Annotated in this window: 12 protein-coding genes and 1 tRNA gene; 1 reads left to right on the top strand and 12 read right to left on the bottom strand. The window is 67.8% G+C overall.

Annotated elements, in window-relative coordinates; all coding sequences use genetic code 11:
* Positions 1-81: 81 nt before the first annotated feature.
* From ACPCJR_RS01775 to ACPCJR_RS01720, 12 genes are all read right to left on the bottom strand, one after another.
* Entirely contained in the window at positions 82-780 is a 699-nt protein-coding gene (locus ACPCJR_RS01775) for an HWE histidine kinase domain-containing protein (RefSeq protein WP_391510972.1), read from the bottom strand.
* Positions 781-829: 49 nt separating this feature from the next.
* Positions 830-1,564, bottom strand: a complete 735-nt coding sequence (locus ACPCJR_RS01770; RefSeq protein WP_391510973.1) for a Crp/Fnr family transcriptional regulator — start codon at positions 1,562-1,564, stop codon at positions 830-832.
* Positions 1,565-1,866: 302 nt separating this feature from the next.
* Positions 1,867-1,950 (bottom strand) — tRNA-Tyr (locus ACPCJR_RS01765).
* 88 nt (positions 1,951-2,038) lie between these two features.
* A complete protein-coding gene (gene recJ, locus ACPCJR_RS01760) occupies positions 2,039-3,850 on the bottom strand; it encodes a single-stranded-DNA-specific exonuclease RecJ (RefSeq protein ID WP_391510975.1) in 1,812 nt (603 codons plus the stop codon).
* Positions 3,851-3,966: 116 nt separating this feature from the next.
* Positions 3,967-5,364 carry an NAD(P)(+) transhydrogenase (Re/Si-specific) subunit beta gene (locus ACPCJR_RS01755; RefSeq protein WP_391510976.1) on the bottom strand — a complete coding sequence of 466 codons (1,398 nt, stop codon included), beginning with the start codon at positions 5,362-5,364 and terminating at the stop codon, positions 3,967-3,969.
* 4 nt (positions 5,365-5,368) lie between these two features.
* Positions 5,369-5,821 carry a proton-translocating transhydrogenase family protein gene (locus ACPCJR_RS01750; RefSeq protein ID WP_391510977.1) on the bottom strand — a complete coding sequence of 151 codons (453 nt, stop codon included), beginning with the start codon at positions 5,819-5,821 and terminating at the stop codon, positions 5,369-5,371.
* A 21-nt stretch (positions 5,822-5,842) separates the two neighbouring features.
* Positions 5,843-6,982, bottom strand: coding sequence for a Re/Si-specific NAD(P)(+) transhydrogenase subunit alpha (locus tag ACPCJR_RS01745; protein WP_391510978.1), 1,140 nt, complete (start codon positions 6,980-6,982; stop codon positions 5,843-5,845).
* Between the two features lie 115 nt (positions 6,983-7,097).
* A complete protein-coding gene (locus ACPCJR_RS01740) occupies positions 7,098-7,391 on the bottom strand; it encodes an aa3-type cytochrome c oxidase subunit IV (RefSeq protein WP_110350056.1) in 294 nt (97 codons plus the stop codon).
* A gap of 110 nt (positions 7,392-7,501) precedes the next feature.
* The gene (locus ACPCJR_RS01735) at positions 7,502-8,872 is read right to left on the bottom strand and encodes an ABC1 kinase family protein (RefSeq protein ID WP_391510979.1); all 1,371 of its coding nucleotides are present in this window, start codon (positions 8,870-8,872) and stop codon (positions 7,502-7,504) included.
* Positions 8,873-8,963: 91 nt separating this feature from the next.
* On the bottom strand, positions 8,964-9,380 hold the full coding sequence (locus tag ACPCJR_RS01730) for a type II toxin-antitoxin system death-on-curing family toxin (RefSeq protein WP_391510980.1): 417 nt from the start codon (positions 9,378-9,380) through the stop codon (positions 8,964-8,966).
* Positions 9,377-9,802 (bottom strand): hypothetical protein, encoded by a 426-nt coding sequence (locus ACPCJR_RS01725; protein WP_391510981.1) that lies wholly within the window; start codon positions 9,800-9,802, stop codon positions 9,377-9,379. The genes ACPCJR_RS01730 and ACPCJR_RS01725 overlap by 4 nt, the downstream gene beginning before the upstream one ends.
* An 81-nt stretch (positions 9,803-9,883) precedes the next feature.
* The gene (locus ACPCJR_RS01720) at positions 9,884-11,761 is read right to left on the bottom strand and encodes a M3 family oligoendopeptidase (RefSeq protein WP_391510982.1); all 1,878 of its coding nucleotides are present in this window, start codon (positions 11,759-11,761) and stop codon (positions 9,884-9,886) included.
* Positions 11,762-12,080: 319 nt separating this feature from the next.
* Between ACPCJR_RS01720 and ACPCJR_RS01715 the strand changes: the two genes are divergently transcribed.
* Positions 12,081-13,571, top strand: a complete 1,491-nt coding sequence (locus ACPCJR_RS01715) for a sigma-54-dependent transcriptional regulator (RefSeq protein WP_391510983.1) — start codon at positions 12,081-12,083, stop codon at positions 13,569-13,571.
* Positions 13,572-13,709: the final 138 nt, after the last annotated feature.

Below are 13,709 nucleotides of genomic sequence, written 5' to 3'. Positions count from 1 at the left end.
GGCCACGCTTGTCCCATCGGCAAATCGAGACATGGTGATCCGCCGCGTGAGGGCCGGTCTGCTTGCGCGGGACGCGGCGCCTCAATCGTCCTCTTCGACGACGGTGATCTGCGGCGGCAGCGGCAGGCGGATCGTGCAGCGAAGCCCGTCCGGTTCGTAGGCGAGCTCGGTTTCGGCCTTCAGTTCGTAGCGGAGGCTGCGTTCCAGCACCTCCGTCCCGAAGCCGCGGCGGGCGGGTTCCGGCGGGAGAGCTTCGAGCCCGCTTTCCGTCCAAACGAAGGTGAGGATCGGCGGGCCCGCATCCGTCGGGGCTGTCAGAGTCCAGGCGATGCGAATGCCGCCCTGCGGCACGGTCAGGGCGCCGTGCTCGACGGCATTCACGACGAGCTCGTGGATCGCCATGGCGAAGACTTCGGCAGCGCCGGGCCTCAGGCGAAGGCTCGGGCCTGAGATCGTGACCTGTTCGCCCTCGCGGGCGAGGTGCACCAGCAGTTCGTCGGCGATGAGGGAATGCAGGCCGACGCCCTCCCGCACGTTGCGCATGAGCGCGTTGAGCACGCGGGCGACCGCGTCGAGCCGACCGTCGAGATGGGCGGCGTAGGTCTCGACCGACTCACTCGATTCGGCCGAGCGGCGGATGATCGCCCGCAGCATCGCCAGCGTGTTGCGCACCTGATGGCGCTGCTCGGCCGGCAAGCCCTTCTCGTCGAGGAAGCGGCGCAGGCGCAGATTCTCCGCCTCCAGTGCTTCGATGCGTGCGTCCCGCGGGTCCTGGTTCATGACGATGCCGTTTGCTGACGTAACAGGATGAACCGGCCCTCATGGTCCATCAATCGTCGTCGACTGCCGAAGGCGTGCGTTCGTAGTGCAAATAGGATGGATCGAAGAGAGAGGCGGCTTGGAGGGCAGCGAAATCCGGAATGGTCAATTGCCGGCCCCGCAGCCGGATCAGTCCGGCCGCCCGCAACTCCTTCAGCGTGCGGTTGATATGGACGGTCGAAAGTCCCATCGCGTCGCCCAGATCCGCCTGGGTGATCGGGAATTCGCAACTCGTCTCGTTCGTGAGCCGCACGGCACGAAGCCGCATGAACAGTTCGCAGAACAGATGCCCTAAGCGCTCGGTCGCTAGGCGCTGCCCGAGGCTCACCGTCCATTCCCGCTGGATCGCCGACGTGACCAGCATCTCCCACCACAACGCTTCCTGCAGACGCGGAAACTGCTGCGTCAAATCGCGGATCGCGGTCTCGGAGATCTCGGCGAGGACCACGGACGTCAGCGTGCCGAGCGAATGATCCGCTTTGCGCAGGACGAAGACGTGGGGATCGCACAGGTCTCCGGGAAGAAAGATCGAGATGACCTGACGGCGCCCGTCCTCGAGTTGCTTGTAGCGGCAGGCCCAGCCTTCGAGGACGACGTTGACGTGGCGCGGTCGGTCGCCGTCGCGGGTCACGTCCTCGCGCGCCCCGAGCCTTCGGGTCGGCTGGGCAACCCTCTCCAGGGCCTGCCTCTCTTCGGGAGACAAGCGGATGACGTTTTCCAGCTTACGGACGAGCGGGTTGACCACTGGGCTTCCTTAACCGAGGCGTCGCAACCTAGCGTCCTTGGCGGTGAACGAAATTCACAGAGGTTATTTTATGAAGCAGCATGCCCAGCTGCGTTTGCAAACGGTTGCAAAGGTCAAAAAACGCTGCACCCGCATTCGAGACCGTTAGAATGGTTATCGAATGCTGAAGCGATCAGGCCGAAAACGATCGATACCGTACAGAGCGCATCCAAAATCGGTGCCCGAGGCACGAAGCCGCATCATCCGCGGCCACAGTGTGGCTCACACGGAGACTTGCTGCAGAGTGTCGCTCTGGAAAAGTTTGGTGGGGGAAGTAGGACTCGAACCTACGAAGCTTACGCAGCGGATTTACAGTCCGCCCCCTTTGCCGCTCGGGACATTCCCCCAAACCGTGTCACCGCGTTTCTCTCGCGGCGGGCGAGGCCCTTATGGTGAGGCCGGGATCGGGTGTCAACCGATCCGTTTCACGAGTTTCTATCCACAGGCAGCGAGGTCGCAGATCCGGATCTGCGCCCGCTCCGCCCCGCGCCAGCGGTCACAGGACAGCGTTCCGGCCACGTGAAAGCTGCGGCCGATTCCGCCGAGCAGCGCCGCGCCGAGCGGACCCTGCGCAACGCGGAAGGCGATGCCGCCGATGGCCTGCCCATCGCCGCTGACGAGGCGCGCGCGGACGTGCCCGTTGCCGACCACGCCGGCATCGGCGAGGCGGTGGCGGGGCAGCGCCAGGACCGGCTCCGGCGCGCCCTGTCCGAAGGGGCCGGCCCGCTGGATCAGCCGGACCAGTTCCGCGGTCGCCCCGCCCGCGCTCACCGTGCCGTCGATGAGGAGGGCATCCGCCGCGCGCGCCCGGCCGACCGGGTCGGCGAGGTCGCGCGTCAGACCCTCCTCGAAGGCGGCGATCGCCCCCGGTGCGAGGGTGACGCCGGCGGCCATGGCGTGACCGCCCCCTTTGAGCGCGAGGCCCGCTTCGACGGCGGCGCGCACGGCGCTGCCGAGATCCGCGCCGGCGACCGAGCGGCCGGATCCGACGGCGCTGCCGTCCGGTTTGACCGCGAAGGCGAAGGCCGGCCGACCGAAGCGCTCCTTGAGACGGGCGGCGATGAGGCCGACGATGCCGGGATGCCACTCGGGCGAAGCGGCGACCAGAACCGGACGCTCGGGATCGCGGGCGAGGCGGCCGTCCATCTCGGCTTCGGCCTCCGCGACGGCCAGTGCCTCGATCGCCTGCCGTTCGCGGTTGAGCCGGTCGAGTTCCTCCGCGATCCGGCGCGCCTCCGCGGCGTCGGCCGTGGTCAGAAGCCGGGCTCCGAGACCGGAATCGCCGATGCGTCCCCCCGCATTGATGCGCGGTCCCAAAAGGAAGCCGAGATGCCACGCCTCCGGGGGCTCGGCGAGACCGGCGGCATCGAGCAAAGCGGCGAGGCCGGGGCGTCCGCGGCCGCGCATCACGGCCAGGCCCTGGACGACGAAGGCGCGGTTGAGCCCGACGAGCGGCACCACGTCGGCGACGGTGGCGAGCGCCACGAGGTCGAGGAAGTCGGTCAGGCGCGGTTCGTTGCTGGAAACGAAGGCCCCCTCCCCCCGAAGCCGCCGGGCCAGGGCGACGAGGGTCATGAAGACGACACCCGCCGCGCAGAGATGGCCGAGCCCGGAAAGGTCGTCGAGCCGGTTCGGATTGACCAGCGCCCGCGTGATCGGAAGCTCTTCCGGGGCGCCGTGATGGTCGAGGACGATCACGTCGAGGCCCAGAGCCGCGGCGGCGGCCAGGGGCTCGTGGCCGGCGGTGCCGCAATCGACGCAGACGAGCAGGCCGGCGCCCTCCTCCCGCAAGGCCGTCACCGCGCCGACATTGGGGCCGTAGCCCTCCGTGATCCGGTCGGGGATGTGGATGCGCACGGGCACGTCGAGCGCCCGCAGGTACGAGGCGAGTAGGGCGGCGCTGGAGGCCCCGTCCACGTCGTAATCGCCGAAGATCGCCACCGCCTCCCGCGCCCGCACGGCCCGGGCGAGACGGTCGACCGCCGCCTCCATGTCCACGAGGATGGCGGGATCGGGCATCAGGTCGCGCAGGCGGGGGTTGAGGTAGGCTTCGGCCTCCGTCGGCCGCACACCGCGCCCGACCAGCACGCGAGCGAGCAGGTCCGGCAGGCCGTAGCCCTGCGTCATCGCCGCCGCCAGCGCCTGCTGGCCGGGATCGCCGCAGCGCTCGCGCCAGGGTCGCCCGAGCGCCGAGGCGGCGACATCGAGGAACGGCCGGGGCAGGCCGGGGGATAGGTCGAGGGGCATGGCGGCGGACACGGGGCGAGCATAGCCGCTTCCACCCGCGCTGACTGCGCCCCGCAAACGACAGCGGGGCGGACGATTGCTCGTCCGCCCCGCCTCACGATCCGAGGATCGGCCGATCAGAGGTTCTTGAGGATTGAGTCCACGACCTTCTTGGCGTCACCGAACAGCATCATCGTGTTGTCGCGGAAGAACACCTCGTTCTCGACGCCCGCGTAGCCCGAGCCCATGCCGCGCTTGATGAAGAGGACCGTCTTGGCCTTCTCCACGTCGAGGATGGGCATGCCGTAGATCGGCGAGGCCTTGTCGGTCTTGGCGGCCGGGTTGGTGACGTCGTTGGCGCCGATCACGAAGGCCACGTCGGCCTGCGGGAACTCACCGTTGATGTCCTCCAGCTCGAACACCTCGTCGTAGGGCACGTTGGCTTCGGCCAGGAGCACGTTCATGTGCCCCGGCATACGGCCCGCCACCGGGTGGATGGCGTACTTCACGTCGACGCCCTCTTTCTTGAGCATATCCACCATCTCGCGAAGGCTATGCTGGGCCTGGGCGACCGCCATGCCGTAGCCCGGCACGATGATGACCTTCTCGGCATTCTTCATGATGTAGGCCGCGTCGTCGGCCGAGCCCTGCTTGACCGGGCGCGTCTCGACCTGACCGTTGCCGGCCGCCGCGGTGTCCCCGCCGAAGCCGCCGAGGATGACCGAGACGAACGACCGGTTCATCGCCTTGCACATGATGTAGGACAGGATCGCACCCGAGGAGCCGACCAGCGAGCCCGTGATGATGAGCGCGAGGTTGCCCAGGGTGAAGCCGATGCCGGCCGCGGCCCAACCCGAGTAGGAGTTCAGCATCGAGACGACGACGGGCATGTCGGCGCCGCCGATGGGGATGATGAGCAGCCCGCCGAGCGTGAAGGACAGCAGCACGATCAGCCAGAAGATCAGCTTGCTCTCGTTGCCGATGAAGATCGCGATCAGCACCACGAGGGCGATGCCCAGCGCGATGTTGATGGCGTGCCGCTGCGGCAGCATGATCGGCTTGCCGGACATCCGACCGTCGAGCTTGGCGAAGGCGATGACCGATCCGGTGAAGGTGACCGCGCCGATCGCCGCGCCCAGCGCCATCTCGAACAGCGATTCCTTATGGATATGGCCGTTCTCGAGGATGCCGACCGCCTGGGGAGCGTAGAGCGTCGCCGCCGCACCCGCCACGGCGGCGAGGCCGACGAGGGAGTGGAAGGCCGCGACGAGCTGGGGCATCGCCGTCATCGGCACGCGCTTGGCGATCACGGCACCGGCGCCGCCGCCGATTCCGAGGCCGAGCAGCACCAGGATCCAGGCGCCGATACCTGCCGGCGGATGGCCGATCAGGGTGGTGAGCACGGCGAGCGCCATGCCGATCATGCCGTACAGGTTGCCCTGTCGCGACGTGGTGGGGTGCGAGAGCCCCCGCAGCGCCATGATGAACAGGACGCCGGCGACGATGTAGAGAAGGGATGAGACGTTTTCCGACATCGCCTCAGGCCTTCTTCTTGTACATGCCGAGCATGCGCTGCGTGACGAGGAAGCCGCCGAAGATGTTCACGGAGGCGAGGACGATACCGATGAAGCCGAAGAAGCGGGCCCAGCCGGTGCCCTTCTCGATGAGCGGCACGCCGGCAGCCAGGAGCGCGCCGACGATGATGACCGACGAGATCGCGTTGGTCACCGACATCAGCGGCGTGTGCAGGGCCGGGGTCACCGACCAGACCACGTAGTAGCCGACGAAGATCGCGAGCACGAAGATCGCGAGTTGGAACACCGTGGGATCGACCGCGCCGTGGGTGGCGGCGGCGATGCCGTGACCGAGCGAGTCGGCGATCGACTGCGCCTGGACGGCGTTCTGGTGGGCGATCTCGGCCGCGGTGCGCGCGGCCGATGCGGCGGCCTGGGCCTGCTCAGCAGGCGAGACGGGCGGAAGGGGGGTTGCCATGGTGAGATCCTCCGCGACCGATCAGGCTTTGGGCTGAAAGTTGGGGTGGACCACCTGACCGTCGCGGGTGAGGTTGGTGGCCTTGACGAGCTCGTCGTCCCACTTCACCGCCAACGCCTTCGCTTCCTTGTCGATCAGGGTCTCGACGAAGGCGTAGAGGTTGCGGGCGTAGAGGCTCGATGCCGTGGCTGCGAGGCGGCCCGGCACGTTGACGTGGCCGACGATCTTCACGCCGTTGCCGACGGTGACGATCTCACCGGCCTTGGCACCGGCGACGTTGCCGCCGCGCTCGACCGCGAGGTCGACGAGCACCGAACCCGGCTTCATCGAAGCGACCATCTCCTCGGAGACAAGCTTCGGCGCGGGCCGGCCCGGAATCAGGGCCGTCGTGATGACGATGTCCTGCTTGGCGATGTGGCCCTTGACCAGCTCGGCCTGCTTCTTCTGGTACTCGGCCGACATCTCCTTGGCGTAGCCGCCCGAGGTCTCGGCCTGCTTGAACTCGTCGTCCTCGACGGCGACGAACTTGGCGCCGAGCGATTCGACCTGTTCCTTGGTCGCGGGCCGCACGTCGGTGGCGGTCACCACGGCGCCCATGCGGCGGGCGGTGGCGATGGCCTGGAGGCCGGCGACGCCGACGCCCATGATGAAGATGCGCGCGGCCGGCACGGTGCCGGCGGCGGTCATCATCATCGGCAGGGAGCGGCCGTACTCGGCAGCGCCGTCGACCACGGCGCGGTAGCCGGCGAGGTTGGCCTGCGAGGAGAGCACGTCCATCACCTGCGCGCGGGTGATGCGGGGCATCAGCTCCATCGCGAAGGTGTCGACGCCCGCCTCGGCCGCGGCCTTCAGCTCGTCCTCATGGCCGTAGGGGTCCATGATCGCGACGACCGTGGCCCCCTTCTGAATCTTGGCCAGCTCGTCCGCGTTGGGACGGCGGACCTTGAGGATGAGGTCGGTACCGGAGAGAGCCTCCTCGGCACTCCCCGCGATCTTGGCGCCGGCAGCTTCGTACTCGCCGTCGGGAACGCCGGCCTTGGCGCCGGCCCCCGACTGCACGACCACGTCGCAGCCTAAGCCTATGAACTTCTTGACCGTTTCTGGGACGGCCGCGACCCGTGGTTCTATCGGGTCCGTCTCCGTCAAGACGGCAATACGCATCAGTTGCTCCCGTTCTTACAGCCGCCTTTCGGCGTGCCGGTATCCGAGCTTGCTGGGAAGTTCAGATCTGGAAAAAGGCCGGCCCCGAGGGAGCCGGCCTGCAAAACTCGATCCGTCAGCCGAGCGCGAGGATCAGTAGAAGTGCGGCGAAGACGAAGGCCTGAGCCTTCCAGCCGATGGCCGGGACGAAGGCGCCGACGGCCGCGGCCACCCAGGATACGAGAACGGCGATGATGGCGGTGATCCAGGCCTCGCGCAGACCGCCGATGGCGAGAGCAAGGACCCAGCACAGAACCGTGACCGTGCCGATCTCCACGAAGCGCACGAAGCCGCGATAGGTCTGCTCGTGGGTCTTCTCGTCCATCGCCGGGCTGTAACTGATGCCGGTGAGGGTCTTCGTGTCCGCCATTGCGCGCCCGTTCCCTGGTATCGTTTTGCTTGTCACGCGCGGATTTAGCGCAAGGCTAGTCCGCTCGCAATCAGCTTGACGGTCCTGGCGGCGAGTCTTGAGCTGGCTTGTTAGACCGGAGCGGGCAATCCGGCCTGCGCAAGGACCGTCCCCTGGCGCTCGGTGAGCGTCTCGAGGGAGAAGCGCTCGATCTCGGCCTCGAACAGGCGATGGTAGTTCAGCTCCGAGCGCAGGTGCAGGAAGACGGCGCCGAGCCCGACCGCTGCCCGGTCCATGAACACGAATTCCTGTGGAATCGTGACCGGGCCCCGCTCCTTGAGCGCTTGATGCACGGAGAAGGCCTCGCGCCGCCCGTAGGCGCCCGGTTCGATCCCGTCGGCGACGGTGCGCGTGCGGTCTTCCAGTAGCGGCCCGTAGATGAAGCGCGCCCAGATGTTAAGAATGTCGACGGTTTCCCGGTCGAGCTTCTTGAAGCCCCAGACTTCGTAGGCATGCACCACGCGGTCGCGGTCGTTTTCCAGAAGACCACGGTAGAGATCGACCACGCCGCCGACGAAGCGCGGATGGAAGATGCGCACGCAACCGTAATCGAGCAGGTTGATGCCCTGCGCCTCGCCGCCCTCGGAGAAGACGGTGTAGTTGCCCAGATGCGGATCGCCGTGGATGACCGCGGCGCGGCTGAACGGATGCCACCACGCCCGGAACATGGCCTGGGCGATCCGGTTGCGAATCTCGATCGGGGCGTCGGCGAAGCTCAAGATCTTCTCGCCGTCGAGCCAGCCGAGGGTGAGAAGCCGCTTGGTCGAGAGTTCGGAATGCACCGTCGGCACCCGCACCGAATCGATGTCCTTGAGCACGCTGCCGTACAGAGCCGCGTGCTTGGCTTCGCGAACATAGTCGAGCTCCTCGCGCACCCGCGCGCCGATCTCCTTGGCGATCTCGGACGTGTCGAGCCAGGAATTCATGCGGCGATGAAGGGCGAAGACGACCTGAAGCTGCTTAAGGTCCGCCTCCACCGCCGACTGCATGTCGGGATACTGGAGCTTGCAGGCGAGTTTTTCGCCGTCGCGCGACTCGGCCCGGTGGACCTGCCCCAGCGAGGCGGCGGCGGCGGGCTTGAGGTCGAAGCCTCCGAAGCGGTCCTGCCAATCGGCGCCGAGTTCGGCCATCATCCGGCGCTTGACGAAGGCCGCGCCCATCGGGGGCGCATCTGCCTGAAGTTTTTGCAGTTCCGCCGCATATTCCGGCGGAAGAAGATCCGGCACGGTGGCGAGCAACTGCGCCACCTTCATGATCGGACCTTTCAGACCGCCGAGCGCCTGGGCCAGGGCCGCAGCGTTGGTCGGCGCCGCTCCGTCCTTGCCGCCGAACAGGCGCGCCGCCGCCATTCGCGCGGCCACTCCTCCGACATTGGCGCCGACGCTGGCATAGCGGCTGGCGCGGGCGGTGAAGCGGTTGGCTTCGCGGTCGGTCTCGGCCATGGTCTTGGGGATCTATCCTGATGGGGATGTGATCCGAGATAGGCGTCGCCTCACGCCTCGCCCAGGGCGCTGGGACGGCGCGCCGCGGTGGTTACGCGGTTGGCCAGTTATCGCGAATCCAGCGGGTGAGACCGGGCTCGTCGATTTCGCCCGCGGCGAGGCCGAGGATAATCGCCGTCGCTTCGGCTGGGTCCGGCTCGAACGCGACGTCATTCAGGAGCAGAAAGCCGAGCATGGCCATGAACCCGGCCCGCTTGTTCCCATCCATGAACGGATGGTTCTTCACGATGCCGAACGCGTAGGCTGCGGCCAGTTCGGCAAGCTCCGAACCTTCGTAACGCCAACGGTTGATCGGGCGGCCGGTAGCCGATTCCAGCGCACCGCGATCACGGATGCCTGGCGCTCCGCCGAAGATTTGGAGCTGACGAGCGTGGGCATTCTCGATGTCCTCGATCGTGAGCCACTCGGGCTCCGCGTCAGGGACATCCTCCGCCGGATCGTCACTCACTTCGCCAACTCGGCCAGCGTCGAGCGATAGCGGATCATGATGTCGTCCATGATCCTCGCGACCTTCTCGCTATGGGCGCTGTCGGGCTCAACGGGGAGTTCCCAAATCGTGCCCGACTTGACGAAGCGAGCCTTCCGCACGCGCCCCCGACGCTTCTCCCCTCGCGCGTCGCGGGCGATGCGAAAGCCGCGGGCCGTAAGGATTTCGCCGATCAGGGCGCCGGCGGACTGGATGGCGTGGTGTCTGATATCGGGGTCGAGTTTCTCTATGATCGGCTCGATCTCCCAAACGGCAGCCTGAACCGCCGGAATCTCCAAGCGGCTGAGCAGCTCGTATTGCGGCAGCATCTCTGAGCGCGTCAGCACTTCCTTCAGCGGAAGCGCATCCGGCCGTTCGAAAAAAGCGGCATGGCTCGGATTCATGTGGGCCTCCGGGATGTTGGCCCACATTTAGACACCCACGCGACCTATGTCAACGTTGCACAGTGCAACGTTGACTTCCCGTCATGCCGCTTCCATCGCCTCCAGCTCCGCGATCATGCCCTCGATCATGCTCAGCCCGATCTGCCAGAAGCCCGGGTCGCTGGCATCGAGGCCGAAGGGCTTGAGCAATTCGCCGTAGGGCTTCGAGCCGCCGGCCGAGAGCAGGGCGAAGTAGCGCTCGACGAAGCCGGGCTCGGCCCGGGCATAGACGCCGTAGAGCGAGTTCACGAGGCAGTCGCCGAAGGCGTAGGCGTAGACGTAGAACGGCGAATGGATGAAGTGCGGGATGTAGGCCCAGAACGGCTCGTAGCCCGCGTCGAGCGTGATCGCCGGCCCGAGACTCTCCGCCTGCACCGACATCCAGAGTTCGTTGATCTGCTCGGCCGTCAGCTCGCCCTTGGCGCGGGCCAGGTGGACCTTCCGCTCGAAAGAATAGAAGGCGATCTGGCGCACGACCGTGTTGATCATGTCCTCGACCTTGGCCGCGAGCATCGCCCGGCGCTGGGTCGGGTCGGTGGTCTGGCCCAGCAGCCGGCGGAAGGTCAGCATCTCGCCGAACACGCTCGCCGTCTCGGCCAGCGTCAGGGGGGTCGGCGCCATCAGCGCACCGTTGGGGGCGGCGAGCACTTGGTGCACGCCGTGTCCCAACTCGTGCGCGAGCGTCATCACGTCCCGCGGTTTGCCCTGATAGTTCACCAGCACGTAGGGGTGGGCGGAGGGCACGGTCGGGTGCGCGAAGGCGCCGGGGGCCTTGCCGGGCCGGGTCGGCGCGTCGATCCAGCCGCCGTCGAAGAATTTTTTGGCGATGCCGGCCATGTCCGGTGAGAAGCTGGCGTAGGCGTCGAGCACCGTGTCGCGGGCCTGCGCCCAGGGGATCGTGCGCTGCTCGACCTTCGGCAGCGGCGCGTTGCGGTCCCAGTAGGGCAGCGCATCGACGCCGAACCACTTGGCCTTCAGCCGGTAGTAGCGGTGCGACAGGCGCGGATAGGCCGCGCGCACGGCATCGACCAGGGCGGCGACCACCTCCGGCTCGACGCGGTTCGAGAGGTGGCGGGCATCGGCCACGTCCTGGAAGCCGCGCCAGCGGTCGGAGATCTCCTTGTCCTTGGCCAGCGTGTTGGTGATCAGCGTGAAGACGCGCAGATTCGCCCGCAGCGTCTCGCCGAGCGCCAGCGCCGCCTCCTTGCGCACGGCCCCGTCCGGGTCCTGAAGCTTGTTGAGGGTGGGCTCCAGCGTCAGGCGCTCGCCCTGGACCGAGAATCGCAGCGCGGCGATGGTCTCGTTGAACAGCCGGTCCCAGGCGGCGTTCGCGGTCACCGACTTTTCGAGGAACAGCTTCTCGGTGCGGTCGTCGAGTTGGTAGGGCTTCTCGCGCCGCAGATCCTCGATCCAGGGCCGGTAATGGGCGAGCGGGCCCTCCGCCATCGCCGCGTCGAGCACCGCGTCCTCGACCCGGTTCAGTTCGAGGCCGAAGAAGAGCAGATCGCCGGAGGCCGCGGTCAGCCGCTCGCGGGTGTCGCCGTAGAACTTGGCGCGGGTCTCGTCGGTGGTGTCGCCGGAATAGACGAGCCCGGCATAGGACATCAGCCGGCCCATCAGATCCTCGATCTGCTCGAAGGCGCGTACCGCCTCGCCGAGCCGGGCGGAAGCATCCGGGCCGGCGGCGATCGCGGCGATCCGGCCGGCATAGCGCTCGGCGAAGGCCCGGCTCTCGGAGACCGACCGGGCGAGATCATCCTGGAAGGCCGGCGAATCGATCCCCGGATAAAGGTCCGTGAGGTCCCATTCCGGCAGCGGGCCGAGATCGGCCGCCTGCACCGCGCTGCGGACGGCCGCAAGCTCTTCGATCCCCCTCGGCCATTCCGCGGAGAGGGCGGGGAAAGCGGCTCGGCTCGACATGGGTGTTGATTCCTCGGCGCGTCGGGCCGCGGGATCGAGGGCGGGACAGCCCCCTCGCGACCGGGTCCAGATATTGAGCGCCATGCCGCTACGATCAACCGAGCCCGGCAATCCCGGCGCTGAACTTTGCCCGTAACGCGAGCACAATCGCGCTGTGCAAGCCCGCGAAAGGCGAATCTCGCGGCGTCGTTAAGCGCCGCTTTACGCTCTTGGGCGACCCTGTGGCTCGAAACGAAACAGCCGACGCCCTGCGCCCCCGCCTCGCCGACGAGGCCGGGTCGGCCCGCGGTCGGTACGAGCGGACAGCGAGGCGCCCCGCATGTCGACCACCGTCCTGATCATCGACGACGATCCCGTGCAGCGTCGCCTCGCCGAGGCGATGGTGCGCCGCCTCGGCTTCGAGGCGCGGGTCGCGGAGAACGGTCAGGACGGGCTCAACCTGCTGCGGGCCGGCGAGCCGGTCGACGTCGTGCTACTCGACCTCGTGATGCCCGGCGGACTCGATGGCCTCTCGGTGCTGGCCGAGATGCGCAAGGGCGGCCTCGACACGCCGGTCATCGTCCAGACCTCGAACGGCTCCATCGATGCCGTCGTCAACGCCATGCGGGCGGGCGCGGTCGATTTCGTGGTGAAGCCCGCGGGCGCCGAACGCCTCCAGGTCTCGATCAAGAACGCCCTGCGGGTCGATCAGCTCGAGGAGGAGGTGCGCCGCATGCGCCGCCGGGCCTCCGGCGCGCTGGGCTTCAAGGACCTCGCCTCGAAGAGCCCGGACATGGACCGGGTGATCCGCCTCGCCGAGCGGGCGGCGAAATCGAACATCCCCGTCCTCATCGAGGGCGAGTCGGGCGTCGGCAAGGAGGTGCTGGCCCGGGCGATCCAGGGTTCGGGCGACCGTCGCGGCAAGGCCTTCGTCACGGTCAATTGCGGCGCAATCCCCGACAACCTCGTGGAATCGACCCTGTTCGGGCACGAGAAGGGCGCCTTCACCGGCGCCACCGAGCGCCATGTCGGCAAGTTCGTCGAGGCGTCCGGCGGCACCCTGTTCCTCGACGAGATCGGCGAGCTGCCTCTCGACGCGCAGGTGAAGTTGCTGCGCGCATTGCAGGAGGGCGAGGTCGATCCCGTGGGCGGCAAGCGCTCGGTCCGGGTCGACATCCGGCTCGTTTCCGCGACCAACCGCTCGCTGCTCGACCTCGTGAAGCAGGGCAAGTTCCGCGAGGATCTCTATTACCGCCTCAACGTCTTCCCGATGACGCTGCCGCCCCTGCGGGCGCGCCGCGAGGATATCCCGGACCTCGTGCGCTCGTTCTGCGCCCGGTTCGCGGCCGAGGAGGGCAAGCGGCTGCGGGGCATCGCCCCGGAGGCGATGGCGCTGCTGACGCGCTACGCCTGGCCCGGCAATGTCCGCCAACTCGAGAACGCCCTGTTCCGTGCCGTGGTGCTGGCCGACGGGGACGAGCTGACGGTCGCGGAATTCCCGCAGATCGCGGCGCAGGTCGATGGCTTCGACGTGCGCATCCCTCCCGCCCCCACGCAATCTTCCCTCCCGGCGGGCGCCCTGGAACCGGTGCGCGAGATCGTGCGGGTCGAGGTGCGCGATCCCCACGCCCTGTCGCTCGTCGTCGAGGAGACGGGTGAGATGAAGACGATGGAGGGCATCGAGGCGGAGGTGATCCGCTTCGCCCTGCAATTCTACCGCGGCCGAATGTCCGAAGTGTCCCGCCGCCTCGGAATCGGCCGATCCACCCTCTACCGCAAGCTCAAGGAACTCGGCCTCGACGAGGACGAGCGCTCCGAAGACGCCGCCTGAGCGTCGGTCGGTCGTGGAACGGTCGCCGGTCGGGCGCGGTTCGTCCGAGGGCTGAGCTTGACCGTTCGGCTCGGCCGTGTGGTTGCGCACGGTCGTGCTTGGGTCGATGATCTTTAAGCAGTGTCGCGGCAGTCTCGG

The sequence above is a fragment of the Methylobacterium sp. NPDC097929 genome, from assembly GCF_049543375.1.
Taxonomy (GTDB): domain Bacteria; phylum Pseudomonadota; class Alphaproteobacteria; order Rhizobiales; family Beijerinckiaceae; genus Methylobacterium.
The sequence above is the reverse complement of the archived record's forward strand: the minus strand, read 5'-3'. Positions and strand labels throughout refer to the sequence as shown.

Coding starts and splice junctions, on each gene's coding strand:
- ACPCJR_RS01775 (WP_391510972.1), bottom strand. CDS start 780: ATGAACCAGGACCCGCGGGACGCACGCATCGAAGCACTGGAGGCGGAG.
- recJ (WP_391510975.1), bottom strand. CDS start 3,850: ATGCCCCTCGACCTATCCCCCGGCCTGCCCCGGCCGTTCCTCGATGTC.
- ACPCJR_RS01755 (WP_391510976.1), bottom strand. CDS start 5,364: ATGTCGGAAAACGTCTCATCCCTTCTCTACATCGTCGCCGGCGTCCTG.
- ACPCJR_RS01750 (WP_391510977.1), bottom strand. CDS start 5,821: ATGGCAACCCCCCTTCCGCCCGTCTCGCCTGCTGAGCAGGCCCAGGCC.
- ACPCJR_RS01745 (WP_391510978.1), bottom strand. CDS start 6,982: ATGCGTATTGCCGTCTTGACGGAGACGGACCCGATAGAACCACGGGTC.
- ACPCJR_RS01740 (WP_110350056.1), bottom strand. CDS start 7,391: ATGGCGGACACGAAGACCCTCACCGGCATCAGTTACAGCCCGGCGATG.
- ACPCJR_RS01735 (WP_391510979.1), bottom strand. CDS start 8,872: ATGGCCGAGACCGACCGCGAAGCCAACCGCTTCACCGCCCGCGCCAGC.
- ACPCJR_RS01725 (WP_391510981.1), bottom strand. CDS start 9,802: ATGAATCCGAGCCATGCCGCTTTTTTCGAACGGCCGGATGCGCTTCCG.
- ACPCJR_RS01720 (WP_391510982.1), bottom strand. CDS start 11,761: ATGTCGAGCCGAGCCGCTTTCCCCGCCCTCTCCGCGGAATGGCCGAGG.
- ACPCJR_RS01715 (WP_391510983.1), top strand. CDS start 12,081: ATGTCGACCACCGTCCTGATCATCGACGACGATCCCGTGCAGCGTCGC.